The sequence below is a fragment of the Anaerostipes butyraticus genome (genome assembly GCF_016586355.1).
GTDB classification, from domain to species: domain Bacteria; phylum Bacillota; class Clostridia; order Lachnospirales; family Lachnospiraceae; genus Anaerostipes; species Anaerostipes butyraticus.
This window is the reverse complement of the sequence record NZ_BLYI01000038.1, coordinates 16,796-42,963: the sequence shown is the minus strand read 5'-3', so window position 1 is coordinate 42,963 and position 26,168 is coordinate 16,796. Positions and strand designations below refer to the sequence as shown.

General features: G+C 44.3%; 29 protein-coding genes and 2 tRNA genes. 3 read left to right on the top strand and 28 right to left on the bottom strand.

The features are described from left to right. Positions 1-8: 8 nt before the first annotated feature. The 11 genes from JMF81_RS09070 to JMF81_RS09020 form a co-directional block, all read right to left on the bottom strand. Positions 9-788, bottom strand: a complete 780-nt coding sequence (locus tag JMF81_RS09070) for a metal-dependent transcriptional regulator (RefSeq protein ID WP_201311137.1) — start codon at positions 786-788, stop codon at positions 9-11. Beyond that, positions 785-2,284 (bottom strand): AAA family ATPase, encoded by a 1,500-nt coding sequence (locus JMF81_RS09065; protein WP_201311136.1) that lies wholly within the window; start codon positions 2,282-2,284, stop codon positions 785-787. The genes JMF81_RS09070 and JMF81_RS09065 overlap by 4 nt, the downstream gene beginning before the upstream one ends. Further along, positions 2,274-3,596: a vWA domain-containing protein gene (locus JMF81_RS09060; protein WP_243282596.1), complete on the bottom strand. Its 1,323-nt coding sequence runs from the start codon at positions 3,594-3,596 to the stop codon at positions 2,274-2,276. Before JMF81_RS09060 ends, JMF81_RS09065 begins: the two co-directional genes overlap by 11 nt. A gap of 14 nt (positions 3,597-3,610) precedes the next feature. Then, complete coding sequence (locus tag JMF81_RS09055; protein WP_201311135.1) at positions 3,611-4,570, bottom strand: leucine-rich repeat protein; 960 nt, start codon at positions 4,568-4,570, stop codon at positions 3,611-3,613. Positions 4,571-4,709: 139 nt separating this feature from the next. After that, a complete protein-coding gene (locus JMF81_RS09050; protein ID WP_201311134.1) occupies positions 4,710-5,651 on the bottom strand; it encodes a hypothetical protein in 942 nt (313 codons plus the stop codon). A gap of 197 nt (positions 5,652-5,848) precedes the next feature. Next, positions 5,849-5,934 (bottom strand) — tRNA-Leu (locus JMF81_RS09045). A gap of 7 nt (positions 5,935-5,941) precedes the next feature. Beyond that, positions 5,942-6,023, bottom strand: a tRNA-Tyr gene (locus JMF81_RS09040). Positions 6,024-6,092: 69 nt separating this feature from the next. Continuing rightward, positions 6,093-7,913 carry an ATP-dependent zinc metalloprotease FtsH gene (gene ftsH / locus JMF81_RS09035; RefSeq protein ID WP_201311133.1) on the bottom strand — a complete coding sequence of 607 codons (1,821 nt, stop codon included), beginning with the start codon at positions 7,911-7,913 and terminating at the stop codon, positions 6,093-6,095. Between the two features lie 18 nt (positions 7,914-7,931). Continuing rightward, positions 7,932-8,447, bottom strand: coding sequence for a hypoxanthine phosphoribosyltransferase (gene hpt / locus JMF81_RS09030; RefSeq protein ID WP_201311132.1), 516 nt, complete (start codon positions 8,445-8,447; stop codon positions 7,932-7,934). Further along, positions 8,392-9,777, bottom strand: coding sequence for a tRNA lysidine(34) synthetase TilS (gene tilS, locus JMF81_RS09025; RefSeq protein WP_243282595.1), 1,386 nt, complete (start codon positions 9,775-9,777; stop codon positions 8,392-8,394). Before tilS ends, hpt begins: the two co-directional genes overlap by 56 nt. Before the next feature lie 31 nt (positions 9,778-9,808). Continuing rightward, positions 9,809-11,206: a SpoIIE family protein phosphatase gene (locus JMF81_RS09020; protein ID WP_201311131.1), complete on the bottom strand. Its 1,398-nt coding sequence runs from the start codon at positions 11,204-11,206 to the stop codon at positions 9,809-9,811. 125 nt (positions 11,207-11,331) lie between these two features. Here JMF81_RS09020 and JMF81_RS09015 point away from each other — a divergent pair, with 125 nt between their 5' ends. Continuing rightward, a complete protein-coding gene (locus JMF81_RS09015) occupies positions 11,332-12,156 on the top strand; it encodes an MBL fold metallo-hydrolase (RefSeq protein ID WP_201311130.1) in 825 nt (274 codons plus the stop codon). A 202-nt stretch (positions 12,157-12,358) separates the two neighbouring features. Here JMF81_RS09015 and JMF81_RS09010 read toward each other — a convergent pair whose 3' ends face one another. The 14 genes from JMF81_RS09010 to JMF81_RS08945 form a co-directional block, all read right to left on the bottom strand. Then, a complete protein-coding gene (locus JMF81_RS09010; protein WP_201311129.1) occupies positions 12,359-13,273 on the bottom strand; it encodes a carbohydrate kinase family protein in 915 nt (304 codons plus the stop codon). A gap of 14 nt (positions 13,274-13,287) precedes the next feature. Next, positions 13,288-13,899 carry an AAA family ATPase gene (locus tag JMF81_RS09005; RefSeq protein ID WP_243282594.1) on the bottom strand — a complete coding sequence of 204 codons (612 nt, stop codon included), beginning with the start codon at positions 13,897-13,899 and terminating at the stop codon, positions 13,288-13,290. Positions 13,900-13,965: 66 nt separating this feature from the next. Next, positions 13,966-14,811 carry a class II fructose-bisphosphate aldolase gene (locus tag JMF81_RS09000; RefSeq protein WP_201311128.1) on the bottom strand — a complete coding sequence of 282 codons (846 nt, stop codon included), beginning with the start codon at positions 14,809-14,811 and terminating at the stop codon, positions 13,966-13,968. A gap of 18 nt (positions 14,812-14,829) precedes the next feature. After that, positions 14,830-15,207 (bottom strand): tetratricopeptide repeat protein, encoded by a 378-nt coding sequence (locus JMF81_RS08995; RefSeq protein WP_201311127.1) that lies wholly within the window; start codon positions 15,205-15,207, stop codon positions 14,830-14,832. Positions 15,208-15,247: 40 nt separating this feature from the next. Then, entirely contained in the window at positions 15,248-16,525 is a 1,278-nt protein-coding gene (locus JMF81_RS08990) for a PTS ascorbate transporter subunit IIC (protein WP_201311126.1), read from the bottom strand. A gap of 31 nt (positions 16,526-16,556) precedes the next feature. Then, entirely contained in the window at positions 16,557-16,847 is a 291-nt protein-coding gene (locus JMF81_RS08985) for a PTS sugar transporter subunit IIB (protein WP_201311125.1), read from the bottom strand. Positions 16,848-16,877: 30 nt separating this feature from the next. Next, entirely contained in the window at positions 16,878-17,315 is a 438-nt protein-coding gene (locus JMF81_RS08980; RefSeq protein WP_201311124.1) for a PTS sugar transporter subunit IIA, read from the bottom strand. 18 nt (positions 17,316-17,333) lie between these two features. Beyond that, the gene (locus JMF81_RS08975; RefSeq protein WP_201311123.1) at positions 17,334-19,295 is read right to left on the bottom strand and encodes a BglG family transcription antiterminator; all 1,962 of its coding nucleotides are present in this window, start codon (positions 19,293-19,295) and stop codon (positions 17,334-17,336) included. Positions 19,296-19,539: 244 nt separating this feature from the next. Then, positions 19,540-19,848 (bottom strand): septum formation initiator family protein, encoded by a 309-nt coding sequence (locus JMF81_RS08970; protein WP_201311122.1) that lies wholly within the window; start codon positions 19,846-19,848, stop codon positions 19,540-19,542. Further along, positions 19,820-20,299 (bottom strand): spore cortex biosynthesis protein YabQ, encoded by a 480-nt coding sequence (yabQ, locus tag JMF81_RS08965; protein ID WP_201311121.1) that lies wholly within the window; start codon positions 20,297-20,299, stop codon positions 19,820-19,822. The genes JMF81_RS08970 and yabQ overlap by 29 nt, the downstream gene beginning before the upstream one ends. Next, positions 20,299-20,586 carry a sporulation protein YabP gene (gene yabP, locus JMF81_RS08960; protein WP_201311120.1) on the bottom strand — a complete coding sequence of 96 codons (288 nt, stop codon included), beginning with the start codon at positions 20,584-20,586 and terminating at the stop codon, positions 20,299-20,301. Before yabP ends, yabQ begins: the two co-directional genes overlap by 1 nt. Before the next feature lie 55 nt (positions 20,587-20,641). Continuing rightward, positions 20,642-20,881, bottom strand: a complete 240-nt coding sequence (locus JMF81_RS08955; RefSeq protein WP_201311119.1) for an RNA-binding S4 domain-containing protein — start codon at positions 20,879-20,881, stop codon at positions 20,642-20,644. A gap of 128 nt (positions 20,882-21,009) precedes the next feature. Beyond that, positions 21,010-21,285, bottom strand: coding sequence for an HU family DNA-binding protein (locus JMF81_RS08950; protein ID WP_201311118.1), 276 nt, complete (start codon positions 21,283-21,285; stop codon positions 21,010-21,012). Positions 21,286-21,409: 124 nt separating this feature from the next. Then, the gene (locus tag JMF81_RS08945; RefSeq protein ID WP_201311117.1) at positions 21,410-21,814 is read right to left on the bottom strand and encodes a MazG family protein; all 405 of its coding nucleotides are present in this window, start codon (positions 21,812-21,814) and stop codon (positions 21,410-21,412) included. Positions 21,815-21,904: 90 nt separating this feature from the next. Here JMF81_RS08945 and JMF81_RS08940 point away from each other — a divergent pair, with 90 nt between their 5' ends. Together JMF81_RS08940 and JMF81_RS08935 are read left to right on the top strand one after the other, a co-directional pair. Then, positions 21,905-22,741, top strand: a complete 837-nt coding sequence (locus tag JMF81_RS08940; protein ID WP_201311116.1) for a CvfB family protein — start codon at positions 21,905-21,907, stop codon at positions 22,739-22,741. A gap of 15 nt (positions 22,742-22,756) precedes the next feature. Continuing rightward, positions 22,757-23,680, top strand: coding sequence for a CPBP family intramembrane glutamic endopeptidase (locus JMF81_RS08935; protein ID WP_201311115.1), 924 nt, complete (start codon positions 22,757-22,759; stop codon positions 23,678-23,680). A 2-nt stretch (positions 23,681-23,682) separates the two neighbouring features. On the opposite strand, the gene JMF81_RS08930 is transcribed toward JMF81_RS08935, so the two are convergent. From JMF81_RS08930 to srtB, 3 genes are read right to left on the bottom strand one after another with little or no spacing between them, the layout of a single operon-like run. After that, a complete protein-coding gene (locus JMF81_RS08930; RefSeq protein WP_201311114.1) occupies positions 23,683-24,627 on the bottom strand; it encodes a ketopantoate reductase family protein in 945 nt (314 codons plus the stop codon). A 15-nt stretch (positions 24,628-24,642) separates the two neighbouring features. Beyond that, positions 24,643-25,383 (bottom strand): glycoside hydrolase family 25 protein, encoded by a 741-nt coding sequence (locus JMF81_RS08925; protein ID WP_201311113.1) that lies wholly within the window; start codon positions 25,381-25,383, stop codon positions 24,643-24,645. Next, positions 25,380-26,102 (bottom strand): class B sortase, encoded by a 723-nt coding sequence (gene srtB, locus JMF81_RS08920; RefSeq protein ID WP_201311112.1) that lies wholly within the window; start codon positions 26,100-26,102, stop codon positions 25,380-25,382. The genes JMF81_RS08925 and srtB overlap by 4 nt, the downstream gene beginning before the upstream one ends. Positions 26,103-26,168: the final 66 nt, after the last annotated feature.

Below are 26,168 nucleotides of genomic sequence, written 5' to 3'. Positions count from 1 at the left end.
CCTCCCGGTCATATCAGTGAAACCGCCAGAATACATTCATGCCATTGTCCGTTCTCTTTTAACGTCCTGATTGGTACAGTTCCTTCTGATATCCTTCCGCTCTGTCTTAAAATGCAATGCAGCGTTCTTGCAGGAACTGCAAATCCGTTTTTTTCTCTGACAGCTCTCTCCCAACGATCTTTCTCTGAATACTCCAGCGCTCTGATTTCCGTTTTTTCAGCCGCAGGACAAAGATACAGAAAACTCTCCCTGCAGATTACTGCCTTTGCTTTCTTCTCAAAGTCCCAGTATTCCTCTGACAGGATTCTTGGATGACTTGTCCCTTTTTCAAAGAAAGCCGCCGGAAATTCCCTCTTTCCTTCGGGGAACATCAGATTCAGATCACTTTCGCGCATGGTGTAAGAATACGTATGCCTGCTTTGCATAAACATACGGATTCCCATAAGAACTCTCTCATCCAGGATATGTTCTATGGCACAGGCATTTTCCTGCGCCAGACTCCGGTCCACTCCGGATACCAGGCACAAAAATTCTGTCAGGCATCGTTTTCTCTCCATCCATTCCTGTCCTTTGCTCAGGCCAAACGGAGTCAGAAACAGCCCTCTGCTTCCATCCCTCTGCAGATAGCCTTCTTCTGTCAGTTCCCGGGACAGCCGGTCTACTTTTGCGGCAGATACTCCCAGTTCTCTGGCAATCTCTGCCTTTATGATCTGATGATCCTTCCGTTTCATGGCATACATTGTTCCAAGATAATCTTCTTTTTCTCTTTGTCTGACAGTTTTCGTCATTCACTCAGCCTCATTTTCTGTTTCAGATTTTCTAACTCCGTTGAAATCGCTTCCTGCTGTTCATCGAACAGAAGTCCTTTGTTGTACTGATAATATTTGTCGCATCCATTTTCTTTGATAAACTGAATGCTGTAATAATTTACATTTAACTCTGTTACAAAGACTACCATTTCCTGACTCTCTCCAAAGGCCTCTTCCATAAACTCGAAGGCATGATAAAGAGCTTCCTGGGTTTCTTCGATTTCCCGTTCTCTCTTTCGTGTCTTTTCCTGGAAATCTTCTCTTATTTTTTCAAAAGCTGCCGGGAAATCCAGATGTTCTCTCTGCTGCATCCGGCTGTAGCCTTCCAGATCCGCAATCACATCCTTGAAGATATATTCCTCCTCTTTGCCGATCTGTTCCGCCTGTTTTCTCTGTTCCAGCCCTTCTTTTGCTTCTTTTACAATCTCTTCCACAGATTCCCTGGCCTTCATCTGTTTCAGCCAGGAGAACAGCTGGGTTACATACGTATCCGTCTTCCAGCAGTTTTTAAACAACTCACTTAATTTTCCATTTAACAGCTCTACTACACTTAACTTTTCATCAAAGGCCGCAAATTTCAGTCTCTGGATCGTTTCCGGCTGGAACTGTCCCTGCAGAATCCGCTCAATCCCATAATCTTCTTTGTATTTCTTATACAGAGCGTAATAATTGGCAAAATCCTTGGCAATTTTCCCATGCTGCAGATACTGATGGACTACTTCCCGGTCGATTTCCTTTCCCAGCTCTTCATATACCTGGATCAGCCGGGACAAATCTTCCCATCCCCTGGCTGTCACAAATGCCTTTCCATCCACCGTCGTCTCCATCCGGTAAAAATATTCCTTGCGGATTTCCAGATAGGCCAGAATAGCCGGATGGATTCCTGCCTGATAAGCATATTCCTTCCACACTCCGTAATCCGCTTCCACATCAATCTTTTTAATACGATCCAGTGTTACCACATCAAAATCCCGGACAGATTTATTGTACTCCGGCGGATTTCCTGCGGCAACAATCATCCATCCATCCGGTATCTTCTGGTTTCCAAACATTTTACACTGCAGAAACTGCAGCATGGTCGGCGCCAGAGTTTCGGACACACAGTTAATCTCATCAATGAATAAAATTCCTTCCTTGTTCCCTGTTTTCTCCATCTTCTCATATACAGACGCAATGATCTCACTCATGGTATATTCCGTAACAGAAAATGTAGTCCCGCCATATTCTTTTTCTCTGATAAACGGAAGTCCGATGGCGCTCTGTCTCGTATGATGAGTGATCGTATAGGCAACCAGCCCAATGCCGCATTCCCTGGCAATCTGCTCCATGATCTGTGTTTTTCCGATTCCCGGAGGCCCCATCAAAAGAATCGGTCTCTGACGGATGGACGGAATCTCATACTCTCCGTATTCATTTTTCTTCAGATATGCTTCAATGGAATCTTTGATTTCCTGTTTTGCTCGTTTAATGTTCATTTTCCTGTTCTCCTTCACTCAAATCCTCTTCCCCTGTGACGATCAGTTTCATTGCCCAGGGCGGAACATCCACATCCTCATATTCTTCTTCCATAAAAATAAAGGCAGTTTCATAAGGCGGCATTTTCTTTGGATACACGCCTTTCCCATCGGTAAAATAAATAAGCCCCTTTAAATCCTGAAATTGTCCTGTTTCCATCAGCTTATTTACATAGGCAAAGGCCGGACGAAAATCCGTGCCTCCCTCACCCCGAAGCTCCAGATGTTCCATATATTCTTTCAGCTCTTTCTCATCTGTAATCTTCTGATCATTCTGCACCTGCTCATCACACTGAATGATATGAATATTGACTTTATGGAAAAAGCTGTTTTCTTCACTTAAGATATCGTAGGTTTCCTCCAGAAATTTTTTTACCAGATCTCCGGAACAGGACATGGAAGTATCGATCACAATGGCAAATTCCTGCACCTTCTTGACTTCTTTCCATTCCTGAGGCTCGATCAGGGGCATATTTCCATACATGGACAAACCATAGCTGTAAAATACATAGTCGAAAGAATCCGGATCCACCGTCACTTCTTCCCGCATTACCGCAAACTTCCGCAAAAATTCCCGGTAGTCATAACGGTCTCTGTTTTCTACCCGGATCTGTCCCATCAGATCCCCTGCCTGGCTGGACTGCTCACTGGAAAATGTCTCCATATCAGTCTCTGTCTTTTCACTGATGTTTTTCCAGCGGTTTTCTACTTCCTGATGCATTTCCTGCTTTGGATCGTCCGGCCAGTAACCATGCTCATCTTTCTGAAATTCCGCAGCCAGTTCCCTGACCTTATCCTCAGGCAGATTCCAGCCTGCCAGCTGGCGGTAAATGCCTTCCGCCGTCAGCACTTTCATGGCTTTTGACAATTGCCCATACGTATCTTTCCGAAGTCTCGTCTGAGGAAAATGCACGCATTTTAAATACCAGTGATCAATGATGGATTCCACTGCAATATCGCAGGACAGATTCCATAAGGTTTTTTCTCTCTTTCCTCGCCGCGTCACATGATGCAGAATGCAATGCAGCACCATATGAAGATAGCTTCGGTTAACCCAGATTCGGTTTTTCTGAAATACATTTCCCAGCATGACCGGATGATAAAACATATGGATCCCATCGGTGGCAACGCACCGGATGGACGGATCAGGCTCATACAGAAAACTGCTCAGAGCTACATCCAGAAACCGCATATGGATATACAATTCATTCCTTGCCATCTCAAGGATCCTCCGTCCCAGCCGGCTGAGACTCTCATTAATATTTTCTTCCACTGTTTTTCCCTCTGCTATAAATCAAATGTTTTCTTCTTCCTTGGAAACCGGCGGTTCTGCTCATCCATTAGAACACTTAAAATTCCGGTTTTCTTCCCTGCTGACGCTTTTTCAATCGCTGCCTCTATCGTTTCTCTGGTCCAGACATTCTCTTTCGCAAACATGTGAAATGCCGGAAGATTTTCCTCCGTCAGCAGATGCTCCAGGATCTGATCCAGATTTTCTCTCATGTAATCCAGATATCGCTTCTTATGTTCCTCCGTCATCCGATACGGCTGCAGCATCCTTCCCAGGGCAATTTCCCATGCAATCTCCGGATCTTCCTGTACAGAAGCCACCGGAAACAGCGCATCGTATTTTTCATAATCCAGTTTTCCCTGGAAAAAGCACTGGCGGTACTGGTACCCGGTTCCGTGAAAATGAAGTTCCACGATCCTGGCTGGTGTATTTTCCACCGACTCCTCATAATATTCTGGGAAAAACAGAGAGGCCTCGTGGCCGTCCTGATGATCCCGGATTCTGACCGTTACCGGAAATCTGGTATCTCCCACTACATCTTTCAGCGCCGTCTTTTCTCCATGATACAGATCCAGCCGGATTTCCCGAAGCTTGCATCCTGTAAAAATACCGGTTCCGGTTCTCAGCAGAGAATCTGAAAATCCCAGACACCGCAGATTGACACATCCGTAAAAAGCATATCGTCCAATCTCTTCCACATGCACCGGCAGATATACTTCCTCTACTCTTGGGCCGCAGATCATCTCCGGATTCTCTTCCTCAAAAAGATCCTCTCCGATCCGGATCGTCTCCGCCTCATCTTCTTTTCGTTTATGCCCGGAGAATGCATAATCCCCGATTTTCAGCACAGGTTTTCCGTTGATTTCCTCCGGAAGACGCACGGAAACATCTTTTCCGAAACACCGCAGGATCTCAATCCCTTTGTTTTTCATTTCTCTATATTGAATTTCCAACATATCTTCTTCCTTATCTTTTCTGAAATTCTTACATATCGTTCATTATATAACAGAATCGCTGAAATGCAAAAGACTCCCGGCTATTTTATTTCTCAAAAAAAGACTTCAGACCTGCAATCACAAATCTGAAGTCTTATATCTACTGTACATTGATCAGATAACTTCCAAGCACCCGGTCATATAACAGATACTGGCCTTTCGGCACGTTGGAAAAATCTGTCGTAAAGTATCCTTTGGTTGTCTTCTGAAGCGGCGCCTCCACTTCGTTTTTTACCTCTGCAATATAATACGTGTAATACATCTCAGCCTCTTCTTCCTGATAATTCGTTCCGCTGTACTGTCCATATCGTATCATTTTATTTTTTGTCTTTGTCAGCAAGGCTTCATATTCATAATTGGCTGACGTCTCATATGGATAGGCCTGCACACCTGTGCTTCTGACCGCTTTATTAAAACTTTCTGTACTTTTATTTGCTTCGGAAACATCTATTCCTTCAAACGTGTCAAGATTGTGGATTCTGTATTTGTGGAATATCGCTTCATTTCCATAGCCAATCTGAGAGAGAGGATACAGTTTCAGTGCTTCCGGCTGATAATTATACTTCGAATAGACAAACAACAGGTTCTGACCGCCGCTTACATTGATTCTCAGCGGATCTCTCTCACCTGCGCAAAGATAAGCGCCTTCCCATGAGCGGTACCCATAGTCTTTTCCATTGAAGCTTTTCACCTTTGTCCTCTCTGCCGTATTCTGCCACAGGCTGGCTGCCGTATCACCATCAGATTCCAGACGATAAAACCCATTTGCTCCTTCCAGACGGCTGACCGGATAAGTATCTGTCACATCACTGGAAGACGACTGGCTTCCATAAAGGGAGCCGGCAGATGATGTGCTGGCAGAGCTGGCGGATGCTGTTGTTGTCTCTGACGAAGCCTCATATTCCGTTCCCTCCGCCTCTGTCGTTGTCCGGGCCGTCTGGCTTCCACCGCTTTTATGGGCTGCTGTGCTGCCGGAACGGCTGCATCCGGCCGCAAAAACAGACAGACTCAGACACAATGCTAAAATAAAACTTTTTCTCATACGATTCTTCCTTTCTAAGTTTTTCCTCTTTCCCTTATTATAGCAATCACCCTGACACGAGTAAATAAATATACAGCATCTTCCGTTCCGCCGCAGTGTGATTCTCGCGGAGCGTTTTTATTTCACAGGAACGAAGTTTCCTGTGAAATAAAAAAAGAAACGCTGATATCACAAACGTTTCTCTCATCTCTATTTAATGCCGCAGACCGGAATCGAACCGGTACTCGATTTAACTCGAACGGGATTTTAAGTCCCGCGCGTCTGCCAGTTCCGCCACTGCGGCCAGCGAATGGTGGGAGAAGGATTCGAACCTTCGAAGGCGTTGCCAACAGATTTACAGTCTGCCCCCTTTGGCCACTCGGGAATCCCACCGGAATATTTACCTGACAACTACGAATTATACGTCATTGTCAGGTAAATTGCAAGTCTTTTTATAAAATTTTACTCAAAAAGTGATTCGAATTCTGTTCTGTCGATTCTTTCTTTTTCCAGAAGTCTCTGTGCACATTTGTGAAGGATATCCATGTGTTCCTCAATCATAGCTTTTGCATCTTTATAACACTGGTTTACAATCCTCTTGACTTCTTTATCGATCACTGCCTGCGTATCCTCGCCGTAAGGTCTCTGCTGTCCGATTTCCTTACCTAAGAAGACTTCATCGCTTTCCCCGCTGTCATAGCTGATCAGTCCCAGTTCATCGGACATTCCATATTTCGTCACCATGGCTCTGGCATACTGGGTTACCTGTTTGATATCCTGAGATGCTCCTGTAGTTACATCATCAAAGATCAGTTCCTCGGCAATACGTCCACCCAGACTTACCATGATATTCTGAAGCATCTTGCCCTTGGTCATAAACACATTATCGTTCTCCGGCAGCGGCATGGTATAGCCGGCTGCTCCGGTGCCGGTCGGAATGATAGAAACCGTATAGACCGGTCCCACATCCGGCAGCAGATGAAACAGCAGCGCATGACCTGACTCGTGATAAGCTGTGATCTTCTTTTCGCTGTCCGGCACAATACGGCTCTTCTTCTCTGTTCCGATTCCCACTTTGATAAATGCTTTATCGATATCTTCTTTTACAATATAGGCCCTGTTTTCCCTGGCAGCCTGAATTGCCGCTTCATTCATAAGATTCTCAAGATCCGCTCCGACAAATCCCGCTGTCGTCCTTGCGATCTCATGAAGATCCACATCATCTCCCAGAGGCTTCTCCCGGCAGTGTACTTTCAGAATCTCTTCTCTTCCCTTGATATCCGGACGTCCGACACCAACTTTTCGGTCAAAACGTCCCGGACGCAGAATCGCAGGATCCAGGATGTCCACACGGTTGGTTGCCGCGATCATGATGATTCCTTCATTCACTCCGAAACCATCCATCTCTACCAGCATCTGGTTGAGAGTCTGTTCTCTCTCATCATGTCCGCCTCCAAGACCGGAACCTCTCCGTCTTGCCACCGCGTCAATCTCGTCAATAAATACAATACACGGAGCGTTCTTCTTTGCCTCGGCAAACAGGTCACGGACACGGGCCGCTCCGACACCAACGAACATTTCCACGAAATCGGATCCGGAAATGCTGAAGAACGGCACATTGGCCTCTCCTGCCACTGCTTTGGCAAGCAGGGTCTTACCGGTTCCCGGAGGTCCCACGAGAAGGACGCCCTTCGGAATCCTTGCTCCGATCTTAATAAACTTGGCTGGATTTTTCAAAAATTCCACAACCTCTGCCAGTTCTTCTTTTTCTTCATCCAGTCCGGCTACGTCCTGGAAGGTTACTTTCCTGCCATTAGGATTCGCAAGTTTAGCCCGGCTCTTTCCAAAATCCATCATCTTGCCGTTCCCGCCGCCATTCTGACGCATCATCATCACCATAAAGAAAATCACGATTCCCACCGGCAGGACAACGCTCAGAAGATTCGAGATCATCTCTCCGCTGCGGTCGATTCCTTTTAAGTTAACCTTTGCCGCCAGATCCGGCGATGCTTCTTCAATATCATCCAGCGCCTGATTTACATCCGTCAGCTGACAGGTCTTATACTCATCTCCTTTATACTCGGCAGTCAGGCTTCCCGTAGGCACTTCCTTATTCTGCTCAATGGTTATGCTCTGGACTTTTTCATTTTTCACATCATTTAAAAAAGTCTGATAAGAATAATCACTGCTTCCTGTATGCAATGTACTTGAAAAATAATATATTCCAATTGCAAGCAGAAGTATAATGATCAAAAATCCATTACTGCTTCTCTTCGGGTTCAAAATTATGTCTCCTCTCTACTATTCCGCAACTCCGATATACGGCAGGTTGCGGTATTTTTGTGCTACGTCAAGTCCGTATCCCACGACAAATTCATCCGGCACATCAAATCCGATATATTCTACTTCCACTTCTACTTCTCTGCGTTCCGGCTTGTTCAGAAGTGTACACAGCTTCAGTGACGCTGGCCCTCTGCTCAAAAGCATCGGCTTTAAGTGGTTTAATGTCTTTCCGGAATCAATGATATCTTCGACTACGAGCACTTCTTTATCCTGAATCGGTTCATCCAGATCTTTTGCAATCTTGACAATTCCTGAAGATTCTCTGGAATCTCCATAACTGGAAACAGACATAAAATCCATCGTTACCGGGATCGTGATTCTTTTTGCCAGTTCACAGGCAAAAAACACGCTTCCCTTTAAGATCGCGATCAGATGAATCTCTTTTCCTTCATAATCTCTGCTGATCTGTTCTCCCATCTCAGCAATCCTCTGATTTACTTTCTCCTCTGAGATCAACTCCCTGATTTTCGGCATGTACTTCATCTCCTTCTCCTTTGAACTCCAGTTTCAGATAATGCCTGGTCGCATCTGAAACCTCATAATGGCTGCTGACTCTTCTGCCAATGATCCATACAATATGGCTTCCATCCGCAGCCAGCGGTATCCGGTCCCGAAGATGTCTTGGAACTTTCTCATCAATAAAATATCGATTCAGTGACTTCTTCTTCTCCCGGGGGCCAAATGTAAAATAATCTCCCGGCTGCCGGCAGCGTAATTGAATACCTTTCTCTATTCTATCATAATCAATGATTTTGATACAATCTTTTTCACTGATATTTAAAAAATCCTTCATTTTCTCCTGAATCAGGCGTCCCTTTATGCCTTTTTCTTCTTCTTTCCCTTTTTGATACAAAAAAAGAAACTGATAACTTTTCTCAGCTGTGATTTTATATGGAAGAGAAATCTGTCTTCCGGTCTCTCCCTGCGCCAGATCAAGCACCTGCAGGATATGACGTTTTTCAATGTCTTTTTTTCTTCCCGCAGTCTCTTCCAGCGTCCTTTTTATGACCTGTTTCTGAATCCACAGATGCTTTTCCTTCAAAATGCCGGTGTCAATGATCCTTCTTCCATCCTGCCTGGTCACTGCTTCCTGAAAAGCTTTTTTGATTTCTTCTTCCAGAAAAGCGCCTGCTTCCTGCAGATCCTCGGTTAAGGATGCAATATGCTTTACCGCCTTTTCATTTACCTTCTCAAGAGGCGGCACTACGTAATGACGAATCTGATTTCTCGCATAGGCGGTATCTTCATTGCTGGCATCTTCCACCCATGTCTGTCCTGTTTTTTCCAGTTCATCCTTGATTTCCTGTTTTTTCATGCACAGCAGTGGACGAACCACAGGAAAATCGTCCGCTCTCATGGCTTTGGCGCCTTCCAGTCCGGTTCCTCTGGCAATTCGGAACAAAAATGTCTCTGCCTGATCATTCTGATGATGAGCGACCGCGATCTTACCATTTTTCTTTCCTTTCAGCTCTTTATAAAATGCCTCGTATCTGGCCTCCCGGCCTGCTTCTTCCAGCGTCATCTTTCTTCTGCCTGCTCTGGCCGCTACATCCTCGGATACAACTCTGCACGGTACATTCAGATTTCTGCAAAGCGTCTCTACAAAATGCTGATCCTCATACGCTTCCTGCCGGATCTGATGATTTACGTGTACCGCCAAAATATCTATCTTCATTTCCTTTCTAAGACGGCACAGTACCAGAAGCAGATAAACAGAATCCGCTCCTCCGGAAACACCGGCTACGACAAAATCGCCCTCCTGTATCAATGATTTCTTTTTTATAAATTTTATTACTTTTTCCATAGGATAACTTTATCATTCCCGGACTTTTCATTCAATACTTATCCCAAATTCCCAGCGCCAGCATTGTCATATCATCACTTTTTTCATACCCTTCCGCCATTTCTATTTTATGAAACAGCTGTTCCACAAATGCCTGAGGCCGGATTGCCCGGATTTCTTCCATATAATTTCTGATTTTTTCCTGAGCTCCTTCTCCCAGAGCATCCAGCACCCCGTCGCTGATCTGAAGGATCAGATCCTCACTTTCCAGCTTTTTACGGTAAAATGGAAGCTGACTTCCGCTAAATCCTACCGGAAGGCTTTCCGTCTCTATCATCTCTGCTTTTCCTTTTCGTTTCAGAAAGCACGGACACGCACCAATCTTTAAAAATGTTCCGACTCCTGCGAACAAATCCAGCTGAAAATAATCCAGAGTAGCATATCTTTCTTTTTCTGTCCAAAAAGAAAACATGGACTGCCACATCCGGATAGCCTGGTCTTCATGAATTCCTGCTCCCAGAAGTTCTTCCAGAATTTCAATTGCACGTTTGCTCTCTGCGCTGGCTGCCGCCCCCGTCCCCATTCCATCAGAAATCATGGATACAAACCGCTTCTTTCCCATGTTATCCATGGAAAAACTATCTCCATTCGGACTTCCTTCTCTGTACGGTCTGGACAAAACACCGCCCAAAACATGAAATTTGGCTGCCGGAGCAAATCCCAGCATCTCATATCTGTGTCCGATGATCTTTTTTTGTCCTGGCAGAAGTTCCATTTTCATCTCAACGATCTCTGACAGCAGGGCCGCCGCCTGTCTGGCCGAAATTTCTTTCCCCTTTCTTTTTTTTACATACAGATAGATCTGTTTCCCTCTCTCCTGATTCTCATAAAAGTACACCTCTTTTACTTTCATGCTGCTCCTGGCAAATCCTTTCAGAATCTTTCCATAGTATTTCCGGTTTTCCTCTGAGGAGCGAAACTGGCCTCCTGAAAATTCTCCCAGCATCTGTCCCGCTTCTATATACTGCTTTCCCACCATCTGCCTCATCTGCAGAATCCCCCGCTCCATCGATTTAGAAAACAGTTCCCTCTCATAAATACGATTGGCTTCCTCTACAAAATCCTGGGCTTTCTGACAGGTATGACATCTGCGAAAATCAGCAACACTGAGCCCTCCCTGTTCTTCCATCATCTGTCCCAGTCTGTCTTTATCTTCCACAGTAAAACGACAGGAATTTCTCTCCTGGCATCCAACACATTCTTTCAGGATCACACTTTCTACTATTTCCCGGGCGCACTGCCTGTTCTCTGAATCTTTTTCATAATTGCAAAACAGTTTTCCTGCCGCAACCAGACACTGCTGCATCTCTTTCATGTTATAGTCGATCATTTCATGAAATTCCTGAAGCAGGCGGCTTTCCTCCGCTTCCCTTTTTCTTGCGATTTCCATACTGCATTCCTCCTCTCACCTATCATAAAGTTTCTCTTCAAAAATATTTGTCGATGCGTGAAAGAAATGATATACTTCTTGAAAATGTTTTGCTATCAGCATTCATCTGCCGGAAAGGAGTTTTTATGGAAAAATTAATTGTTTTAGGAACCGGAAATGCGCAGGCCATCCACTGCTACAACACCTGTTTTGCCATGCAAAAGGGCAGGGAGTATTTTCTCGTGGATGCCGGCGGCGGAAACGGGATTTTGTCTGCTCTGGAGCAGGCTGGGATTCCTCTGGAACATATCCACCACATTTTTATCACACACGCCCACAATGATCATATCCTCGGTATGGTATGGATGATCCGTATGATCGGCGCTTCCATGAATCAGGGGCGCTATGAGGGCAGTCTTCATATTTACTGCCACAAAGAACTGGAGCCTGTGATCCGCACTCTGACCACCCTCACTGTAGGGGAAAAATTCTATCAGCATTTTGACGAAAGAATGCTGTTTCATATTGCAGCGGACGGAGATTCCAAAAATATCCTTGGAGACCAGGTTACCTTCTTTGATATCCGGTCAGTCAAAGAAAAGCAGTTCGCCTTTTCCATGAACATGGAACGCGGCACCACCCTGGCCTTTCTTGGAGACGAACCGTGCCGGGATCATCTGATTCCTTATGTCCGGGAAACAGACTGGCTGCTTCACGAAGCTTTCTGCCTTTACCGTCAGAAGGATATCTTCCATCCCTATGAAAAAAGTCACAGCACCGTCAAAGATGCCTGTTCCCTGGCAGAGTCTCTTTCTGTAAAGAATCTGATTCTCTGGCATACTGAAGATAAGGATCTCTCTCACCGGCAGCAGTCCTATCTCCTGGAAGGACAGCAGTATTACCACGGAAACCTGTATGTTCCGGATGATCAGGATATTTTTCTTTTTCCGGAAGAGACCTCCCATACATAAACGGAGCGTTTTTATTTCACAGAAAGACGGTTTCCTGAAAAACAAACAACAAAGGTTAGGGGCGGAGAAAAAATTCTCCGCCCCTAACCTTTGAAAATTATATGAGTGTATTTACATGTTCATAATAAACTGATTTTGTCAAATGTTCAATATATTTTTTATAAAATTTCAAAAAGATTTTCCTTTATCCTGCTTTCTTTCGTCATTTAGTATTGATTTTATATTTTTTTAGTTCCGTTTCAACTTCCGGGAGTTTCGGAATGGATGTCTGGCTTCCCGCTCTTCTGACAGAAAGAGATAACGCCATGGAACTAAGCTTCAGGATATCGATCAGCTGCATTCCTTTCCAAAGTCCGTAGGCAAATGCCCCGTGAAAGATATCACCTGCTCCCGTTGTATCCACTGCTTTTGCCGGGTATGCAGGCAGCCGGCGCATTTCTCCACAGGTGCGGTATAACAGACCTTTTTCTCCCAGAGTAATCACTGCGTATTTTCCGTTGATCTGTTCGATTTCATGGAAAATTTCTCTGCACGCCTCCCAGTCATCCAGATCTATCTTTTTACCGGTATACTGACACGCGAAATCCTCAGAGCACACCAGATAATCTACTTTTTCTGCCACAAGAAGTGTACTTTCCCGGCAGGTTCCTGCATCCACCAGAGAAAAGGCGTGAGGATATTTTTGTACCGCCCCCAGAGTGATTTCCGGTTCATGCCCATCACTTAAGATAACAGAAACATCTTCCTCCGGGAATCTGTAATCCACCTTCCCCGGATTTCCCGGAAAATTAAACAGGGTCCTGGAACCATTGATTTTATTGGAAAAAATATAACTGTGAGGGGTTTCCAGATCCGGATCCGGAATCAGATATTTCACGTTTATACCGCACTCCTCTGCAGTCTGATGAAGCTTCTTCCCGTACTCATCCTGACCCAGGCGGCTGATCAGGCACACATCCGCTCCCCAGATGCCGCACAGACAGGCAGCGTTAAATGCAGGGCCTCCCCCACATTCTATTTTTTCTTCCACCCTGTATTTCTGATTCTCCACAATCGGCCCTGACAGCGGGATCGTAATATCATAGGCAGACTGGCCAATACAAAAAATCTTTCCCATACGCACACTCCTTCTTATTCTTCTACCAGGCCGCAAAGTTCCTGTATGATCTTCGGATAATCAATTGCTTCATAATCTGTCACATCGATCTCAATCAGATGTCCCAGCTCGAATGTACCGTAGCCCCTGTTCTTACACCGGTCCATAAAAATATCATAGGTCACCAGACAATCTGCTTTTGTCCGGTCTTCCAGCACATCTCCTTTGTGGTACCTGGACACCAGATGGCTTAAATGTCTGCCCGGATCCAGATCTCTTTTTCTGGATCTTTCATACAAAACATCCAGATCACCAATCAGACGGAATGTTACCACCTGATAATCATAAGTCTCTGCAAGGGCGGCAATCCTTCCCTTTTGCTTATCGCTGAATGGATAATCCGAAATAATGGACTCTCCTGCTTTCAGACATTTTTCCATGGTTTCATAATACATCGTCCAGCTTTTGTTTTCAATTTGAACTTTTTCTTCCATATTGTCAAATCCATACTGGTCGAACAGTTTTTCTTTCATCTCATCCTGAGATACAACGACAAAATCCGGCAGTTTCTCAAGAATCTTATGGCACAGATAGCTTTTTCCGGTTGCCGGATAACCTGCCAAAAGTACGATTGTTTTCTTCATCATTTTCCTCCATAACCCAGCGGCGGCGGGGATTCCTCCCCGCCGCTGCTCTTACCTTCATTTCCTTATTTATAATCTGAATAAAGAAGCCTTTTCCTTTACAATTTCTTTGATTCGGTCATTTGCCGGTCCAAGAAGATTTCTTAAAGAAGTCAAAGGTGTTACATCATCTGCTGTGAATGTCCTGCTGACTACTTCAATGTAGTTTTTATTTAATTCCGTTCCTACATTGATTTTCTTCATTCCTTCACGAACACAGCGTTTCATATCCTCATCTGATACCCCGGTTCCTCCATGAAGCACAAGTCCTACATCTCCTAATTTTGACTTGAGTTCTGTCAGAAGTTCATAATTGATCTTTGCCTTTGATTTAAACTGTCCATGGGTTGTTCCAATGGATACCGCAAGAGCGTCTACATGAGTTTCGTCCACATAATGAAGCGCATCTTCCGGTTTTGTGTACATTGCAGCGTCTTTTTCCACAACTACACCTTCTTCTGCTCCTCCGATGGATCCGATTTCACCTTCTACAGATACTCCATGTTCATGTGCATAGGCAACTACTTCTTTGGTATTTTTGATATTCTCTTCGATTGGAAGAGCAGATCCGTCATACATTACTGAAGAATACCCGAGATCAATGGCTTTTTTCAAAGCTTCTACATCTTTGCAGTGATCCATATGAAGCGCTACGCTGACAGATGATTTTTCCGCCAGGGCTTTTACTGCCGCGATCAGTGGTTCAAACCCAATATATTCGGCGGTTCCAAGAGAAGTCTGGATGATGATCGGCACATCCAGTTCTTCTGCTGCATGGATCATAGATGGAAGCATTTCAAAACAATGGAGGTTAAATGCTCCGACTGCTCCTTTTCCTTCATTTTCTTTAAATAAGTCAATCAAATTTTTATACATTTTGTCTGTCTCCTTTTTCTACACATTTCCCCGAATCATGTCTTTTGACATTTGCATGAGGCTCTGTACTTTATCCATATACTCTTTCACTTTTTCGTCATCTTTTGCTTCTGCAGCCTGCTGACGTTTTTTGTTGTAAAGTTTCATAAGGTCCGTAGAAGCTTTTCCGTGCTGTTTGCAGATTTCCAGGCTTTCTTCATAATAACGGATCGCCTGATCTGTTTCTTCTGCCTGTGTAAACAGAGAACCAATTTCATTCAGAAGTGAAACACGGTCATTGCCTTCCTTTCCTTCCAGTTCTTTTATCCTGCCTTCTGCCTGAGCAATCAACTCTTCTTTATTGACAGACGGGGCTTCTGATTCTTTTTTCTTCTCCTTTTTCTTAAAGAAAAACATGGGTTATCCCTCCTATCCGATGACTGTTTCCCCTGTCAGATTAGAAAATTCCTGTAATTGATTTGATGATCATGAAGAAGAAACCTGTTACTACGGTATCCACATCTGTACATGTCATGTTCTGGAATCCAATCTGTCCAAGCATTGGTGACAGCAGCGCCGGCAGAATCATGATAAAAATTCCATGTGCGATACATCCGATCACAACGCCCCGGCGGCCTCCTACCTGATTTGCAAAGATTCCTGCGGTACCTCCGGCAAAGAAGTTGCTCATAACTCCCGGAAGAATCATAGGAAGTCCAAGCATTGGTGTTAAAAACATACCGATAATAGATCCGATGGTTGTAAAGATGAATCCAAGGATAACTGCGTTTGGCGCATATGGGAACAATACCGGGCAGTCTAAAGCCGGTTTGGAATCCGGTACCAGTTTCATGGAAATTCCCTGGAATGCAGGTACCAGTTCTGCCAGCAGCAGACGGACACCTGACATCAGTACATAAAGTCCGGTTACAAACTGCAGCGCCTGAAGGAACATATATACAATATAGTTTGTATCTCCGCAGTACTGGGCACATGTTTCCGGTCCTGCCGCGATTGCCACGATCAGATAGAATGGAACCATGACAACCATAACGGAAAGGTATGTATCCTGTAAGAATTCAAGGCTCTTTGGAAGATTAATGTCTTCCGTTGATTTGCTCTTGTTTCCTGTGATCTTGGAAATCAGGGCAGTGAACATATATCCAAATGTACAGAAATGTCCAAGCGCGATATCATCGCTTCCTGTAATCTGACGCATGATCGGCTGGGCAAATGCCGGCATTAAGGTTGCAAATGCACCGCCGACGATAGATCCTACCAGGATCAGCGGCACTCCTCGCAGTCCGCAGAAATAAGCAAACACAACGCACAGTGTAGATTCCCATAATAAGGCCTGTCCTGTCAGGAAAATGTATTTAAACTTCGTGACTCTGGCCAGAACAATGTTTACAATGAAAATACCTGCCAGAGTGATCGCAATTTCTGATCCCAGTCCAAGATCTGTCATTGCCTGTCCATTGATTCCTTCAATAGAAGCAACCAGACCTTTCAATCCGAATGCTTTGTTAAATAAGTCTCCAAAGATTGCCAGAGACGCCTGGATCACACTGGAACCTGCAGATAATACAAGGAATCCGAGAATTGTTTTCATGGTTCCGGATACAATTGCTCCGATGGATTTTTTCTGCAGTGCCAGTCCAAGGCATGCGATCAGACCAATAACGACCGCCGCCTGGGTCAGGATGTTCTGAATAATAAAGTTTAATATTTGCATTTTTTCTCCTCACTCTCTTTTTTCTTTCGTTTTACAGCGCTCCCAGTTCTTTTAATACCGGCGTCAGCTTTTCCCGAATTTCATTTTTATCTACCAGACGATCCAGGAAAATCGTTGGGCAGTCCAGATTATAGCGTTCAAACTGTTTCTCAAAATTCTTTCCGGAAAGAATAATGTCAGCTTTAGCGCCTCCTACACTGGAAATATCCGTATGGTCCAGTTTGGCCTCCACCCCAAGTTCTTTCAATACGGCATCAATGCTCATCTGACATGCAAAACTGCTTCCCAGTCCTGCTCCGCATACAGTTAAAATCTGCAGCATAATTTTTCCTCCTTTCTTGTTGATAAATGGTTACTTTGTTTTAATAATCTCCAGCAGTTCCTCATAAGTCTCTGCCTTCGCTATATCATCAATGAGTCCGCGTTCTACAAACTCAACGATCATCTTGAGAATATCCATATGACTTTCGCTGTCCACAGCAGAAAAGCAGATCATTACTTTTACCGGACAGTCATCTCCTTCAAACAAAACCGGTTCTTTCAAAGTAATCAGGCTGCACCCGATGGCTGCTGCCCCTTCTTCCGGTCTCGTATGAGGCATCGCAAGCCCGTCAGATATGATAATATACGGTCCCAGTTCTTTTACCGCCCTGATAATTCCCTCCACATAAGAAGGTTTTGCGCATCCCTGTTCCACCAGAAGCTGCCCTCCGATCCGGACCGCCTCTTCCCAGCTGTCTGCCGAAACCTGCAGCTTTACATTTTTTTCTGTCAATACCAATCCTTCCAAAACTTTTCCTCCTTTTCTCTATCCCTGTTCCAGATAGCCGATAAATTCTTCGTAGTTTCTATTTCGAATCAGCCGGGTTACCCCCTGCTCGCCGATCAGATACTGATACAGCCGTTTAAAGACCACTTCCCATATGGCATATTTATCCTTTGGAATATTTAACAGCAGAACCACCTGCACCTTTTCGTTCTCCCAAAGAATCGGTTTATTCAGAATCATTACCGACACAACCGCTTCCTGGGTGTTATTAAGCAGCGCATGCGGAATTGCCACCAGACTTCCCAGCTCCGTTGTTGCCATTTCCTCTCTCTTGAAAATGGACTGTTTTACACTCTCGGTTATGTAGTCCTTCTTTTTCATGATTTCTGTCATATATTCCATTGCCTCTGTTTTGTCCCGGAAACTTCCTTCCGGAAAAAACAAGTCCTTTGGGAAAATTGCCCGGTAGTCCACGATTTCGCCATTGGGTTTCTCTTCTATGGCATTTTGGATCGCTCTCATATCCTCCTCTTCTAAAAACAAATTGATCTTCTTGATTTTAGGGGAAGAAAAACCGGTCAGTTCCACCGTTGTCAGCACAAGATCTACCGAATCGATCAGCTCCTGTGTCACCTCCTGCTGGGGACAGGTTCTCTCAATCTTAATCTTCTGTCCAAAATGTTTCTGTATTTTTTCTTTCAGGAGCATCGCCGTTGCCACGCCTGCAATGCAGACAATCACTGCCTTTTTAGGCTTTTTCGGTTTCCGGTTCAATCCCTTTCTCTCCAGAGCCGCTCCGAAATGCATGGCCAGAAATCCGATCTCATTTTCTTTCGTTTTAAAATTGTAGGTATCCTCAATCACCTGGCTGGCAAGCACCGCAAGCTCAAAGGCTAACGGGTACATATTTTTGATGGAGTCTAAAAACTCATTCCGAATGTTCATATCAAATCGAAGTCTCTGCAGCGCGGCTTCCAGATGCATGGCCAGTCCGTTGATCAGCTGTTTGTCATCTGACAGATCGATGTTCGTCTCATCCCGGATCGTCTTTAAAATCTTCTCAATTTCCGGTTTGTATTTATAATCATCTTCCGGATCATCGATCAGAAATCTCTGGCTGGAAAGCAGATGCTGCGTAAGATAGTAAACTTCATTTCCCAGATCCATTCCAAACATTTCCTCAATCTGTTCTACGATATCTTTGGCACATCCAAACTCCTTTTTTGACTCAAATTCTTCTATATCACTTTTTTTATAAGTTACACTCTGCTGCCCGGCGAACCGTTTCAGCATGATCAGGCTGTGGACCAGCACATTCTTAAAAGCAATATCCGTAAGTCTGAGATCGTGCCGTGACATTGCATCCAGCAGGATTTTCCTCAGATCTTCCATTTCTTTCTGTGTAAAGACACTGGCATAAAATTCATTTTCTTCTGCCCCAAAGTATCCTCCACTGTTGAAAATATATTCTGAAATACAATACCGGATCTTCTGTTCGTCTCCAACAATATGGACCCCCTTTTTCTTCGTAATGCTGACTCTCAGTCCATAATCATTTAAAATATGATCTATCGTCCGGAAATCCTTTTTCAAAGTCGAAGTGCTGATAAACAGTTCTTCTTCCAGGTCAAAAAAATCTATGATTTCCTGACTTCCATTAAGTGAAGCGAGCAAAAGTTTTGAGATGATATACCGCACCCGGTCTTCCGGCTCTGAAGGTATGATATTTTGAAAATCTCTCCCCTTTTTCTGGCGTTCCAGACCTTTGAGAAAGCCTGAAAATTTTTCCTGATCTTCAATTCTCAGATGATATCCCTGACTGATCTCTGAAACGACACACGCTCCATAATCTTTCAGAATCTGATTTAGTTCTTTGATGTCATTGCGTATCGTTCTTGATGAAACGCCGATGGAAACACCCAGGTTCTCCCCCGTTACCGTATCCCTGCTTTTTAACAGCAAATGCAAAATCCGGATACAACGTTTGTTTGATAATTCCATTCCTTTTCTCCTTCTGTCCTAAATTATATGTATTTTCATTCCTGGAATATAGTTCACCTTTTTCCGCCTTAAGCGGAAATAAATAGTCTTATTTTTAATGATCATCCAGGGCAGGATCCCTGACCTGTCCCTGCGATACTGCCGGCATTTGCCGGGCTTATTGCACAAAAAAAACTCCAGACAGATGCATTCCTACATCTGTCTGGAGTTTTCCTGCCATCAGTTTATAAAATTGATTCAATTGTTATTTCTCTTCATCTCCTTTTAAGAGATATTCCCCCGGATATAAGAGGCCGAATTTTTCCGTTGCAATCTTCTCAACGAACTCTTTTGTTTTTACATACTCTTTCTTCTCCTCGAGTTTTTCCTTTTCATCTTTGGCATCTTCAATGTCAGCCTCCACCTGCTGTTCTTCCCTGGCAACGGCACGTGATTTCTGATAAAGACCGGCATAAGATACAGACATGGCAATTACGAAGACCAGCACAAAAAACAGAACGATCTTCGTCCTCTGATCTATCTTCTTAGCGGTTCTTTTTCTTCTTCTCTTCATGGAAATCACCTCTTTTGCTCCCTTTCTTAAATATCATTTTAATGGATTGCTTCTCTTTTTTCAATTTCCATTTTATATTTCTCCTGACACGTACCACAGGTTTCTGGACCAGGGCGGCTCCCCGGTCCGTAATCCTTCGGATCCAGCCAAATATCCTGACCATCCACCCAAGGACAAAACGGCTTCCTTTCCAGTAATACACTGCCATCCCCAGCAAAAGTCCCAGAAAAAAGAAGCCTCTCAGCTGTCCCTGATTGTAGCGGCAGAGAAAAACAAAACTGGCAATTCCGACAAACAGCCAGAAGATCAGATCCTCTGCTGCCACCCAGCTGCTTTTATGTACCCATGTCCTGCGGATCCCCCGGATGACATCATATACCGCCAGCAGAATTCCTCCAAATAAAACAGACGCTCCAAAAAAACTGATCTGCCCGATCACTGCTTCTCTCATTACTTAAACAGCCTTCCCAGGAACCCTTCCCTGCGGCTGGATGACTCGTCCACATTAGAGTACAGAAAACTCTCGACCTTTCCGTCAATCTCGACTTCTCCTTTTTCTACCAGCAGCCGCTTCACGTGCAGGTTTATCCCCTTAATCATCAAAAGACCCTGTTCTGTATCCAGGATGATCTCATTTAAATCAAAGGATACCACATCCCTGACTCCTGTGATCACCCCCAGAGACCGGTTTAAAAGACTTACCTTATGTGCCTTTACAGGTTGTCTATCTTCGATCATAGCATCTTCTCCTTTCAATTTTGTATATCATATGAAAGGGGAAATAAAAACATGCCTATAAATACCGATATAGTTCGGCCGCCTGATCCTTTTTCACTGTATCCATTACAGCAAGCACTTCCACTGCTACCTCCCGGTTTCCGAACTGAATGCGGATCTCATCCCCCGGCTTTACATTGGTTCCTGCCTTCGCTGTCTTTCCGTTCACTGTCACTCTTCCGCCGCTGCAGGCCTCATTGGCAACAGTTCTTCTCTTGATCAGCCTGGACACTTTTAAATATTTATCTAATCTCATGTCTCTCCTCCTGATTCTTCTGTTCTTCTGACCTGTTGTTCTATCTTCAGGATTTACAAAAATCTCCCATAAAACAACAAAACTGCCGGTTCAAAAGCAACCAGCAGTTTTCACGTCAAATGAACTGACTATTCGTTTACGATATCTTTTAAAGCTTTTCCTGCTTTAAATTTTGGAGCCTTAGAAGCAGCAATTTTCATGATCTCGCCGCTGCGAGGATTTCTTCCTTCTCTTGCGGCTCTGTGGGAAACCTCAAAAGTTCCAAATCCAACGAGCTGGATCTTCTCACCTTTCTTTAATTCTTCTGCTACAACATCTGTAAATGCTTTTAAAGCCTTTTCTGCATCTTTTTTAGACAATTCTGTTCTCTTTGCAATTGCTGCAACTAATTCTGTCTTGTTCATTCATTCTTCCTCCTAATCTCACATCAAACATAATGAATGTTATGCTCTTGAATTCGCATAAGATAATTCTATAGTCTTTCGTAATGTTAGTCAAGTAAAAATATTCGAAACCCACGTTTTTATGCTACTCTTCATGATTTCTTTCCTGTTTTTCCATCTCTTTGATTTCACGCCAGTTTTTCTTCAGTTCTTCCTCACTGGAAAATACCGCGTTTCCAAATACATGAGGATGACGCCGTATCATTTTCCGGCAGATTCCATCGATCACCTCATGGATAGAAAAAACTCCTTCTTCTGCCGCGATCTGAGCATGCATTACAACCTGAAGCAGAACATCCCCCAGTTCCTCCTGAAGATTCTCCATATCCTGATTCCGGATGGCATCCACCGCTTCCTGACATTCTTCTTCCATACAGGAAATCAAAGACTCATGAGTCTGCTTCTGATCCCACGGACATCCTCTCTCACCCCGGAGGTCTGACACGATCTCCGTCAGATCTTTCAATGTGTATGTTTCTTTTTCTTCCATCCTGTTTTATCCTCCTTTTCATATTCTACCACAATCCGAACAAACTATGTTATACTAGAACAAAATAATTATGATAGAAAGAGGATACATATGATTGAATTAGGAAAATTTCAGGATTTATATATTGTAAAAAGAAAGGATTTCGGCGTCTATGTCAATGATAAAAAAGATGCAGATGACGGAAGCATCCTGCTCCCTGCAAAACAGGTTCCAAAAGACGCCCGCATCGGAGACCGGATCTCCTGCTTTGTCTACAAGGATTCCGAAGACCGACCGATCGCTACGGTTCATGTTCCAAAGATCACCCTTGGGGCAATCCGTCCTCTCCGGGTCAAAGATGTAAGTTCCATCGGCGCTTTTCTGGACTGGGGGCTGGAAAAAGATCTCTTCCTTCCTTTTAAAGAACAGATCGGCCACATCCGTCCCGGCAGGGAATATCTCGTATCTCTGTATATTGATAAAAGTTCCCGCTTATGCGCTACCATGAAGATTGGAAAACTTTTGTCCACCGACCATTCCTATCACGCCGGCGACTGGGTTCTGGGAACAATCTATAACATCCATCCGGATCACGGCGCTTTTGTGGCGGTAGAAGATCAGTACCTGGGCAGGATCCCCAAACAGGAAATCCACGAAAAACTTTCCGTGGGAGACCATCTCCGCATGAGGATCACTTCCGTCGCTTCCGATGGAAAACTGAACTTAAGCCTTCACGAAAAAGCCTATCTGCAGATGGACCGTGACGCAAAACTTGTGATGGACACCATTGAGAGCTATGACGGCGCCCTTCCTTTTAATGACAAAGCAAAACCTGCCGTGATCGAACGGGAACTGGGACTTAGCAAAAACGCATTTAAACGAGCCGTAGGACGTCTTTTAAAAGAAGGAAAGATTACGATCACACCAACCGGTATTTTGAAAAAGTAAAGGAGACTTCTGCATATGTCGTATTTTAAATCATCGGGCTTTTTCTGCCTGTTTTTTGTCTTTATTTTCTGGTTTTTAAATATTACATTTTCCATATTTATCAGCAACAGTCAGATTACCACGATCCTTATTTATTTTTGTCTTGCCGCTGTCTCTTTGGTCTATCTGCTTTTATGCGGCAGGAACATTGTGCAGACATTAAGGCTTCATAAGGTGAATGTCCTCTCCCTGCTGCTGATCCTGGTTCTGTCTGCCGTGATCCGGCCTCTGACCGGATTTGTCAGTCTGGCCGGAAATCTGCTGTTTCAGGACATTGTCTCCTCCTCCATTACCGAGGAACTGTCCCACGGACTTGGAATTATGATCTTTTCCACGGCTCTTCTTCCGGGAATCGTGGAAGAACTGATTTTCCGCGGTGTCATTTATTCCGGCATGAGAAAGGCAAACCCGATCAAGGGAATTCTTTTATCCTCCCTGTTTTTCGGCCTTGCCCACATGAATTTTCAGCAGTTCTGCTATGCTTTTGTTCTTGGAATCATTCTCGGAGTCCTGGTGGAAGCTACAGACAGTCTGTTCGCCTCCATGCTCCTGCATGCGGTATTCAACGGTACGTCCCTGATCCTGACTTACCTGATGACTCTTATGCCGTCTTTCTCACGCATTGCGTCTGAACAGACGTCTGGCTCCGCTTTTCAGAATAACCTGGCATCCATGACCGCTCTCCTTCCGGCAGCTTTGATCAGCCTGATCCTGTCTGTTCTTCTGATCATGGCCATTGCGCATCTGAACGGACGTCTGGGCTATATAAAGACCTGGTTTTCTTCCCGGATCCGGAGCACATGGCCCAAAGAGAAAGCAGCCAGCCTGTCCTATTTTGCGGCTGTCGGAATCTGCATTTTCTTTGCGGCAGCCACAGAGCTTCTGATGCGGATTGCCTGATTTTATTTCTTATCTTCTTTTGGGGTATCGTTCCATGCTTCCAGCGCCCGGATACACTGGTAAAGCATTTCATTACACGGAGTCGGTATCCCCAGTTCTTTTCCCATCCGTATCACCGTTCCGGCAAACATCTCCACTTCAGTTTTTCTTCCATTTTGGATATCCTGCGTTGTGGATGTTTTGCCCCAGAACGGATATGATGCGACTTTCTTCTTCTGTTCTTCCAAATCTTTGTCCGTCAGGTCGATGCCTTTTGCCTGGGCGATCGAAATCACTTCTTTCGCTGTTTTTTCTCTGAACTGATTGATCGTGTCACTGACCTGGAAAATTCCATAAGGCATCCGAAGCACTGCGGAAATCTGATTTTCACTGACATTGGTCATAAACTTATGCCACATATTCTTTTTCATATCTCTCGGTATCTGATATCCGATCCCGCTTTTTTCAAACAGATCTTTTACTGCCTGCACTTCCTGTGACAGCTGAGCATTTACCGCTTCTCCAAAAGAAATCTCTCCCCATCCGTCCGGATAGGAAATCTTCCCATTTTCATGAATGGAAGGAATGCGGATCACTGAATACAAAATATGCTGATCCGGAAAATATTCTCTTAAAATATCTTCACTGTCAACTCCATTCAGCAGGGACATAAGGATCGTATTTTTCCCGATATAGCCTGCCGCGTCTCTGGCCGCCTGTCTGAGTCCATGATATTTTACTGCAAAAATCACCAGATCCGCCGGTTCTTCTGCTTCTTCCGGATCTCCAATATGAAATTTCCATACAGTATCATTAATGCAGCATCCTTCCTGCTCCAGACGCCGTTTTCTTTCCCCTCCTGCAATTACAGTAAATCCTTCCTGTCCCAGCGCAGTTTCCAGCCTTGGAGCCACATACCCTCCAATGGCGCCCAGACCGATCAGCGCTGCTGTCTTAATCTCTCTCATTTTTTCATCCTTTCTCTATACCTGATAATAATTCACATCACATCGTCCCTGTTTCGTATTAGCTCCTTCCACAGATGCGGAACTCGTGTACTGCCACATACGATATGGAAATGGAATCGATGGAGCAGCTGCTTCTGTATAATGAGCCACCCATATCTCATAGTCCTTTATTTTATCATAAATAAAATAGCTTTTCAGGGCAGAAGCTCCGGAATATATCATTGGCGTAAATCCTGCCTTTTTTATCTCTTCACAGAACGTTTCCGTAATGCCGGTTACATTTTCTCTTCCTGTTTTTAAAACCGGCTCTTCTTCAATGTCAAAAGCTACCGGAAGATCCAGATCTCCCGGCTCAATGCCGTACTTCTGAAGCAGGGAAAGACAGTGCGCCGCTTCCTGCTTTGCCTGTTTTTTCGTTGACGCATAAGAATAATAATACACTCCCGTATGGATGGAGGCATAGGAGGCACTCCGGTAGTTAGACGCAAACCGGCTGTCCTCACTCCCCTTCCGCCTGCTGTTGATCCCGGATCCGATCCGAAGCATTGCGTGATTGATCTTCTGATCTTTGACCTTCTTCCAGTTAATCCTTCCATTGTAGACCGAGACGTCTATAACCTGTATCCTCCCTCTCTGGATATTCGTTGTAATCGGAAACCCTATGGTCTCCACTGCCCATAAAAAGACAACGCCGATCACCGCAAGGAGCAGACAGATTTTCTTCAGCTCTCTTTTGTTCCTTTTATTTAATCTCATGTAATATCATCGCTTTCTACCGCATGAACAAAGGTACGATTATTCTCCTCTTCGTAACTGCATGTAACAAAAGTATACAGCTTTCCTATTTTTTTCTGGTCCTCTTCTGAAATATCCGCAGATATATCACTCTGCCTGAGTATCTTTGATATATACTCTTCTTTTTTCTCCTGACTGGCAAAAGTCACTGGAATCAGTGTGTCTCCGCCTGCCGCATATGCGGAAATCACTTTCAGATGCAGTGTCTTTTCCGGTGTATAAACTGTGATCTCCTGATTTTCCTTCAGAAATGATTCTTCCCTGAACTTCAGAAGATCCGCAAACATGGATCCATCCCTCATATGATGTCCGTAAATGACATTATTGTCTGAATCAAAAGTACTGCTGCAGTTCTTGTCCATAAAAATCGCTCCGGAACGGTTTTCGGTTCCCTGAAACGTATGACTTAAATATTCTTCATTGTCATGACTTTTTACGATCGGATAATCAATCTTCGTTCCATCTGCCCGGACCCAGCCGACAACATCCTTATTTATCTTCCGAAGCTCCTGAAAATCAATCTTTCCCTCTTCTTCCGAAGATGAGGCATCTTTTTGAATCTCGTTATATTCCGTTTCCGCCTGGTGATATGCATGATAATACTGGTATAATTTCCATCCGCAGAAAAGAAATATCACAGCACATAACGCCAGAAGAATGCCAAACAGAGTTTTCTTCAAACCATTTCCTCCCTTCCTTTTGTTTCTTATCATAACAGAAAAAGTATCTGATTTCATTGAAAGAAA

What these genes read in the sequence shown, in the direction of transcription:
- yabP (WP_201311120.1), bottom strand. Translation starts at nt 20,586, where the DNA reads ATGATCGAAGATAGACAACCTGTAAAGGCACATAAGGTAAGTCTTTTA.
- JMF81_RS08990 (WP_201311126.1), bottom strand. Translation starts at nt 16,525, where the DNA reads ATGCAAATATTAAACTTTATTATTCAGAACATCCTGACCCAGGCGGCG.
- JMF81_RS09000 (WP_201311128.1), bottom strand. Translation starts at nt 14,811, where the DNA reads ATGTATAAAAATTTGATTGACTTATTTAAAGAAAATGAAGGAAAAGGA.
- JMF81_RS08945 (WP_201311117.1), bottom strand. Translation starts at nt 21,814, where the DNA reads ATGGAAGAAAAAGAAACATACACATTGAAAGATCTGACGGAGATCGTG.
- JMF81_RS08970 (WP_201311122.1), bottom strand. Translation starts at nt 19,848, where the DNA reads ATGAAGAGAAGAAGAAAAAGAACCGCTAAGAAGATAGATCAGAGGACG.
- JMF81_RS09010 (WP_201311129.1), bottom strand. Translation starts at nt 13,273, where the DNA reads ATGGGAAAGATTTTTTGTATTGGCCAGTCTGCCTATGATATTACGATC.
- JMF81_RS08940 (WP_201311116.1), top strand. Translation starts at nt 21,905, where the DNA reads ATGATTGAATTAGGAAAATTTCAGGATTTATATATTGTAAAAAGAAAG.
- JMF81_RS09070 (WP_201311137.1), bottom strand. Translation starts at nt 788, where the DNA reads ATGACGAAAACTGTCAGACAAAGAGAAAAAGAAGATTATCTTGGAACA.
- JMF81_RS09050 (WP_201311134.1), bottom strand. Translation starts at nt 5,651, where the DNA reads ATGAGAAAAAGTTTTATTTTAGCATTGTGTCTGAGTCTGTCTGTTTTT.
- JMF81_RS09055 (WP_201311135.1), bottom strand. Translation starts at nt 4,570, where the DNA reads ATGTTGGAAATTCAATATAGAGAAATGAAAAACAAAGGGATTGAGATC.
- JMF81_RS08975 (WP_201311123.1), bottom strand. Translation starts at nt 19,295, where the DNA reads ATGGAATTATCAAACAAACGTTGTATCCGGATTTTGCATTTGCTGTTA.
- JMF81_RS09005 (WP_243282594.1), bottom strand. Translation starts at nt 13,899, where the DNA reads ATGATGAAGAAAACAATCGTACTTTTGGCAGGTTATCCGGCAACCGGA.
- JMF81_RS08950 (WP_201311118.1), bottom strand. Translation starts at nt 21,285, where the DNA reads ATGAACAAGACAGAATTAGTTGCAGCAATTGCAAAGAGAACAGAATTG.
- JMF81_RS08925 (WP_201311113.1), bottom strand. Translation starts at nt 25,383, where the DNA reads ATGAGATTAAATAAAAGGAACAAAAGAGAGCTGAAGAAAATCTGTCTG.
- JMF81_RS09065 (WP_201311136.1), bottom strand. Translation starts at nt 2,284, where the DNA reads ATGAACATTAAACGAGCAAAACAGGAAATCAAAGATTCCATTGAAGCA.
- JMF81_RS08930 (WP_201311114.1), bottom strand. Translation starts at nt 24,627, where the DNA reads ATGAGAGAGATTAAGACAGCAGCGCTGATCGGTCTGGGCGCCATTGGA.
- JMF81_RS08995 (WP_201311127.1), bottom strand. Translation starts at nt 15,207, where the DNA reads ATGTTTTTCTTTAAGAAAAAGGAGAAGAAAAAAGAATCAGAAGCCCCG.
- hpt (WP_201311132.1), bottom strand. Translation starts at nt 8,447, where the DNA reads ATGCCGAAAATCAGGGAGTTGATCTCAGAGGAGAAAGTAAATCAGAGG.
- JMF81_RS09015 (WP_201311130.1), top strand. Translation starts at nt 11,332, where the DNA reads ATGGAAAAATTAATTGTTTTAGGAACCGGAAATGCGCAGGCCATCCAC.
- JMF81_RS08935 (WP_201311115.1), top strand. Translation starts at nt 22,757, where the DNA reads ATGTCGTATTTTAAATCATCGGGCTTTTTCTGCCTGTTTTTTGTCTTT.
- yabQ (WP_201311121.1), bottom strand. Translation starts at nt 20,299, where the DNA reads ATGAGAGAAGCAGTGATCGGGCAGATCAGTTTTTTTGGAGCGTCTGTT.
- JMF81_RS09020 (WP_201311131.1), bottom strand. Translation starts at nt 11,206, where the DNA reads ATGGAAATCGCAAGAAAAAGGGAAGCGGAGGAAAGCCGCCTGCTTCAG.
- tilS (WP_243282595.1), bottom strand. Translation starts at nt 9,777, where the DNA reads ATGGAAAAAGTAATAAAATTTATAAAAAAGAAATCATTGATACAGGAG.
- JMF81_RS08985 (WP_201311125.1), bottom strand. Translation starts at nt 16,847, where the DNA reads ATGCTGCAGATTTTAACTGTATGCGGAGCAGGACTGGGAAGCAGTTTT.
- JMF81_RS08955 (WP_201311119.1), bottom strand. Translation starts at nt 20,881, where the DNA reads ATGAGATTAGATAAATATTTAAAAGTGTCCAGGCTGATCAAGAGAAGA.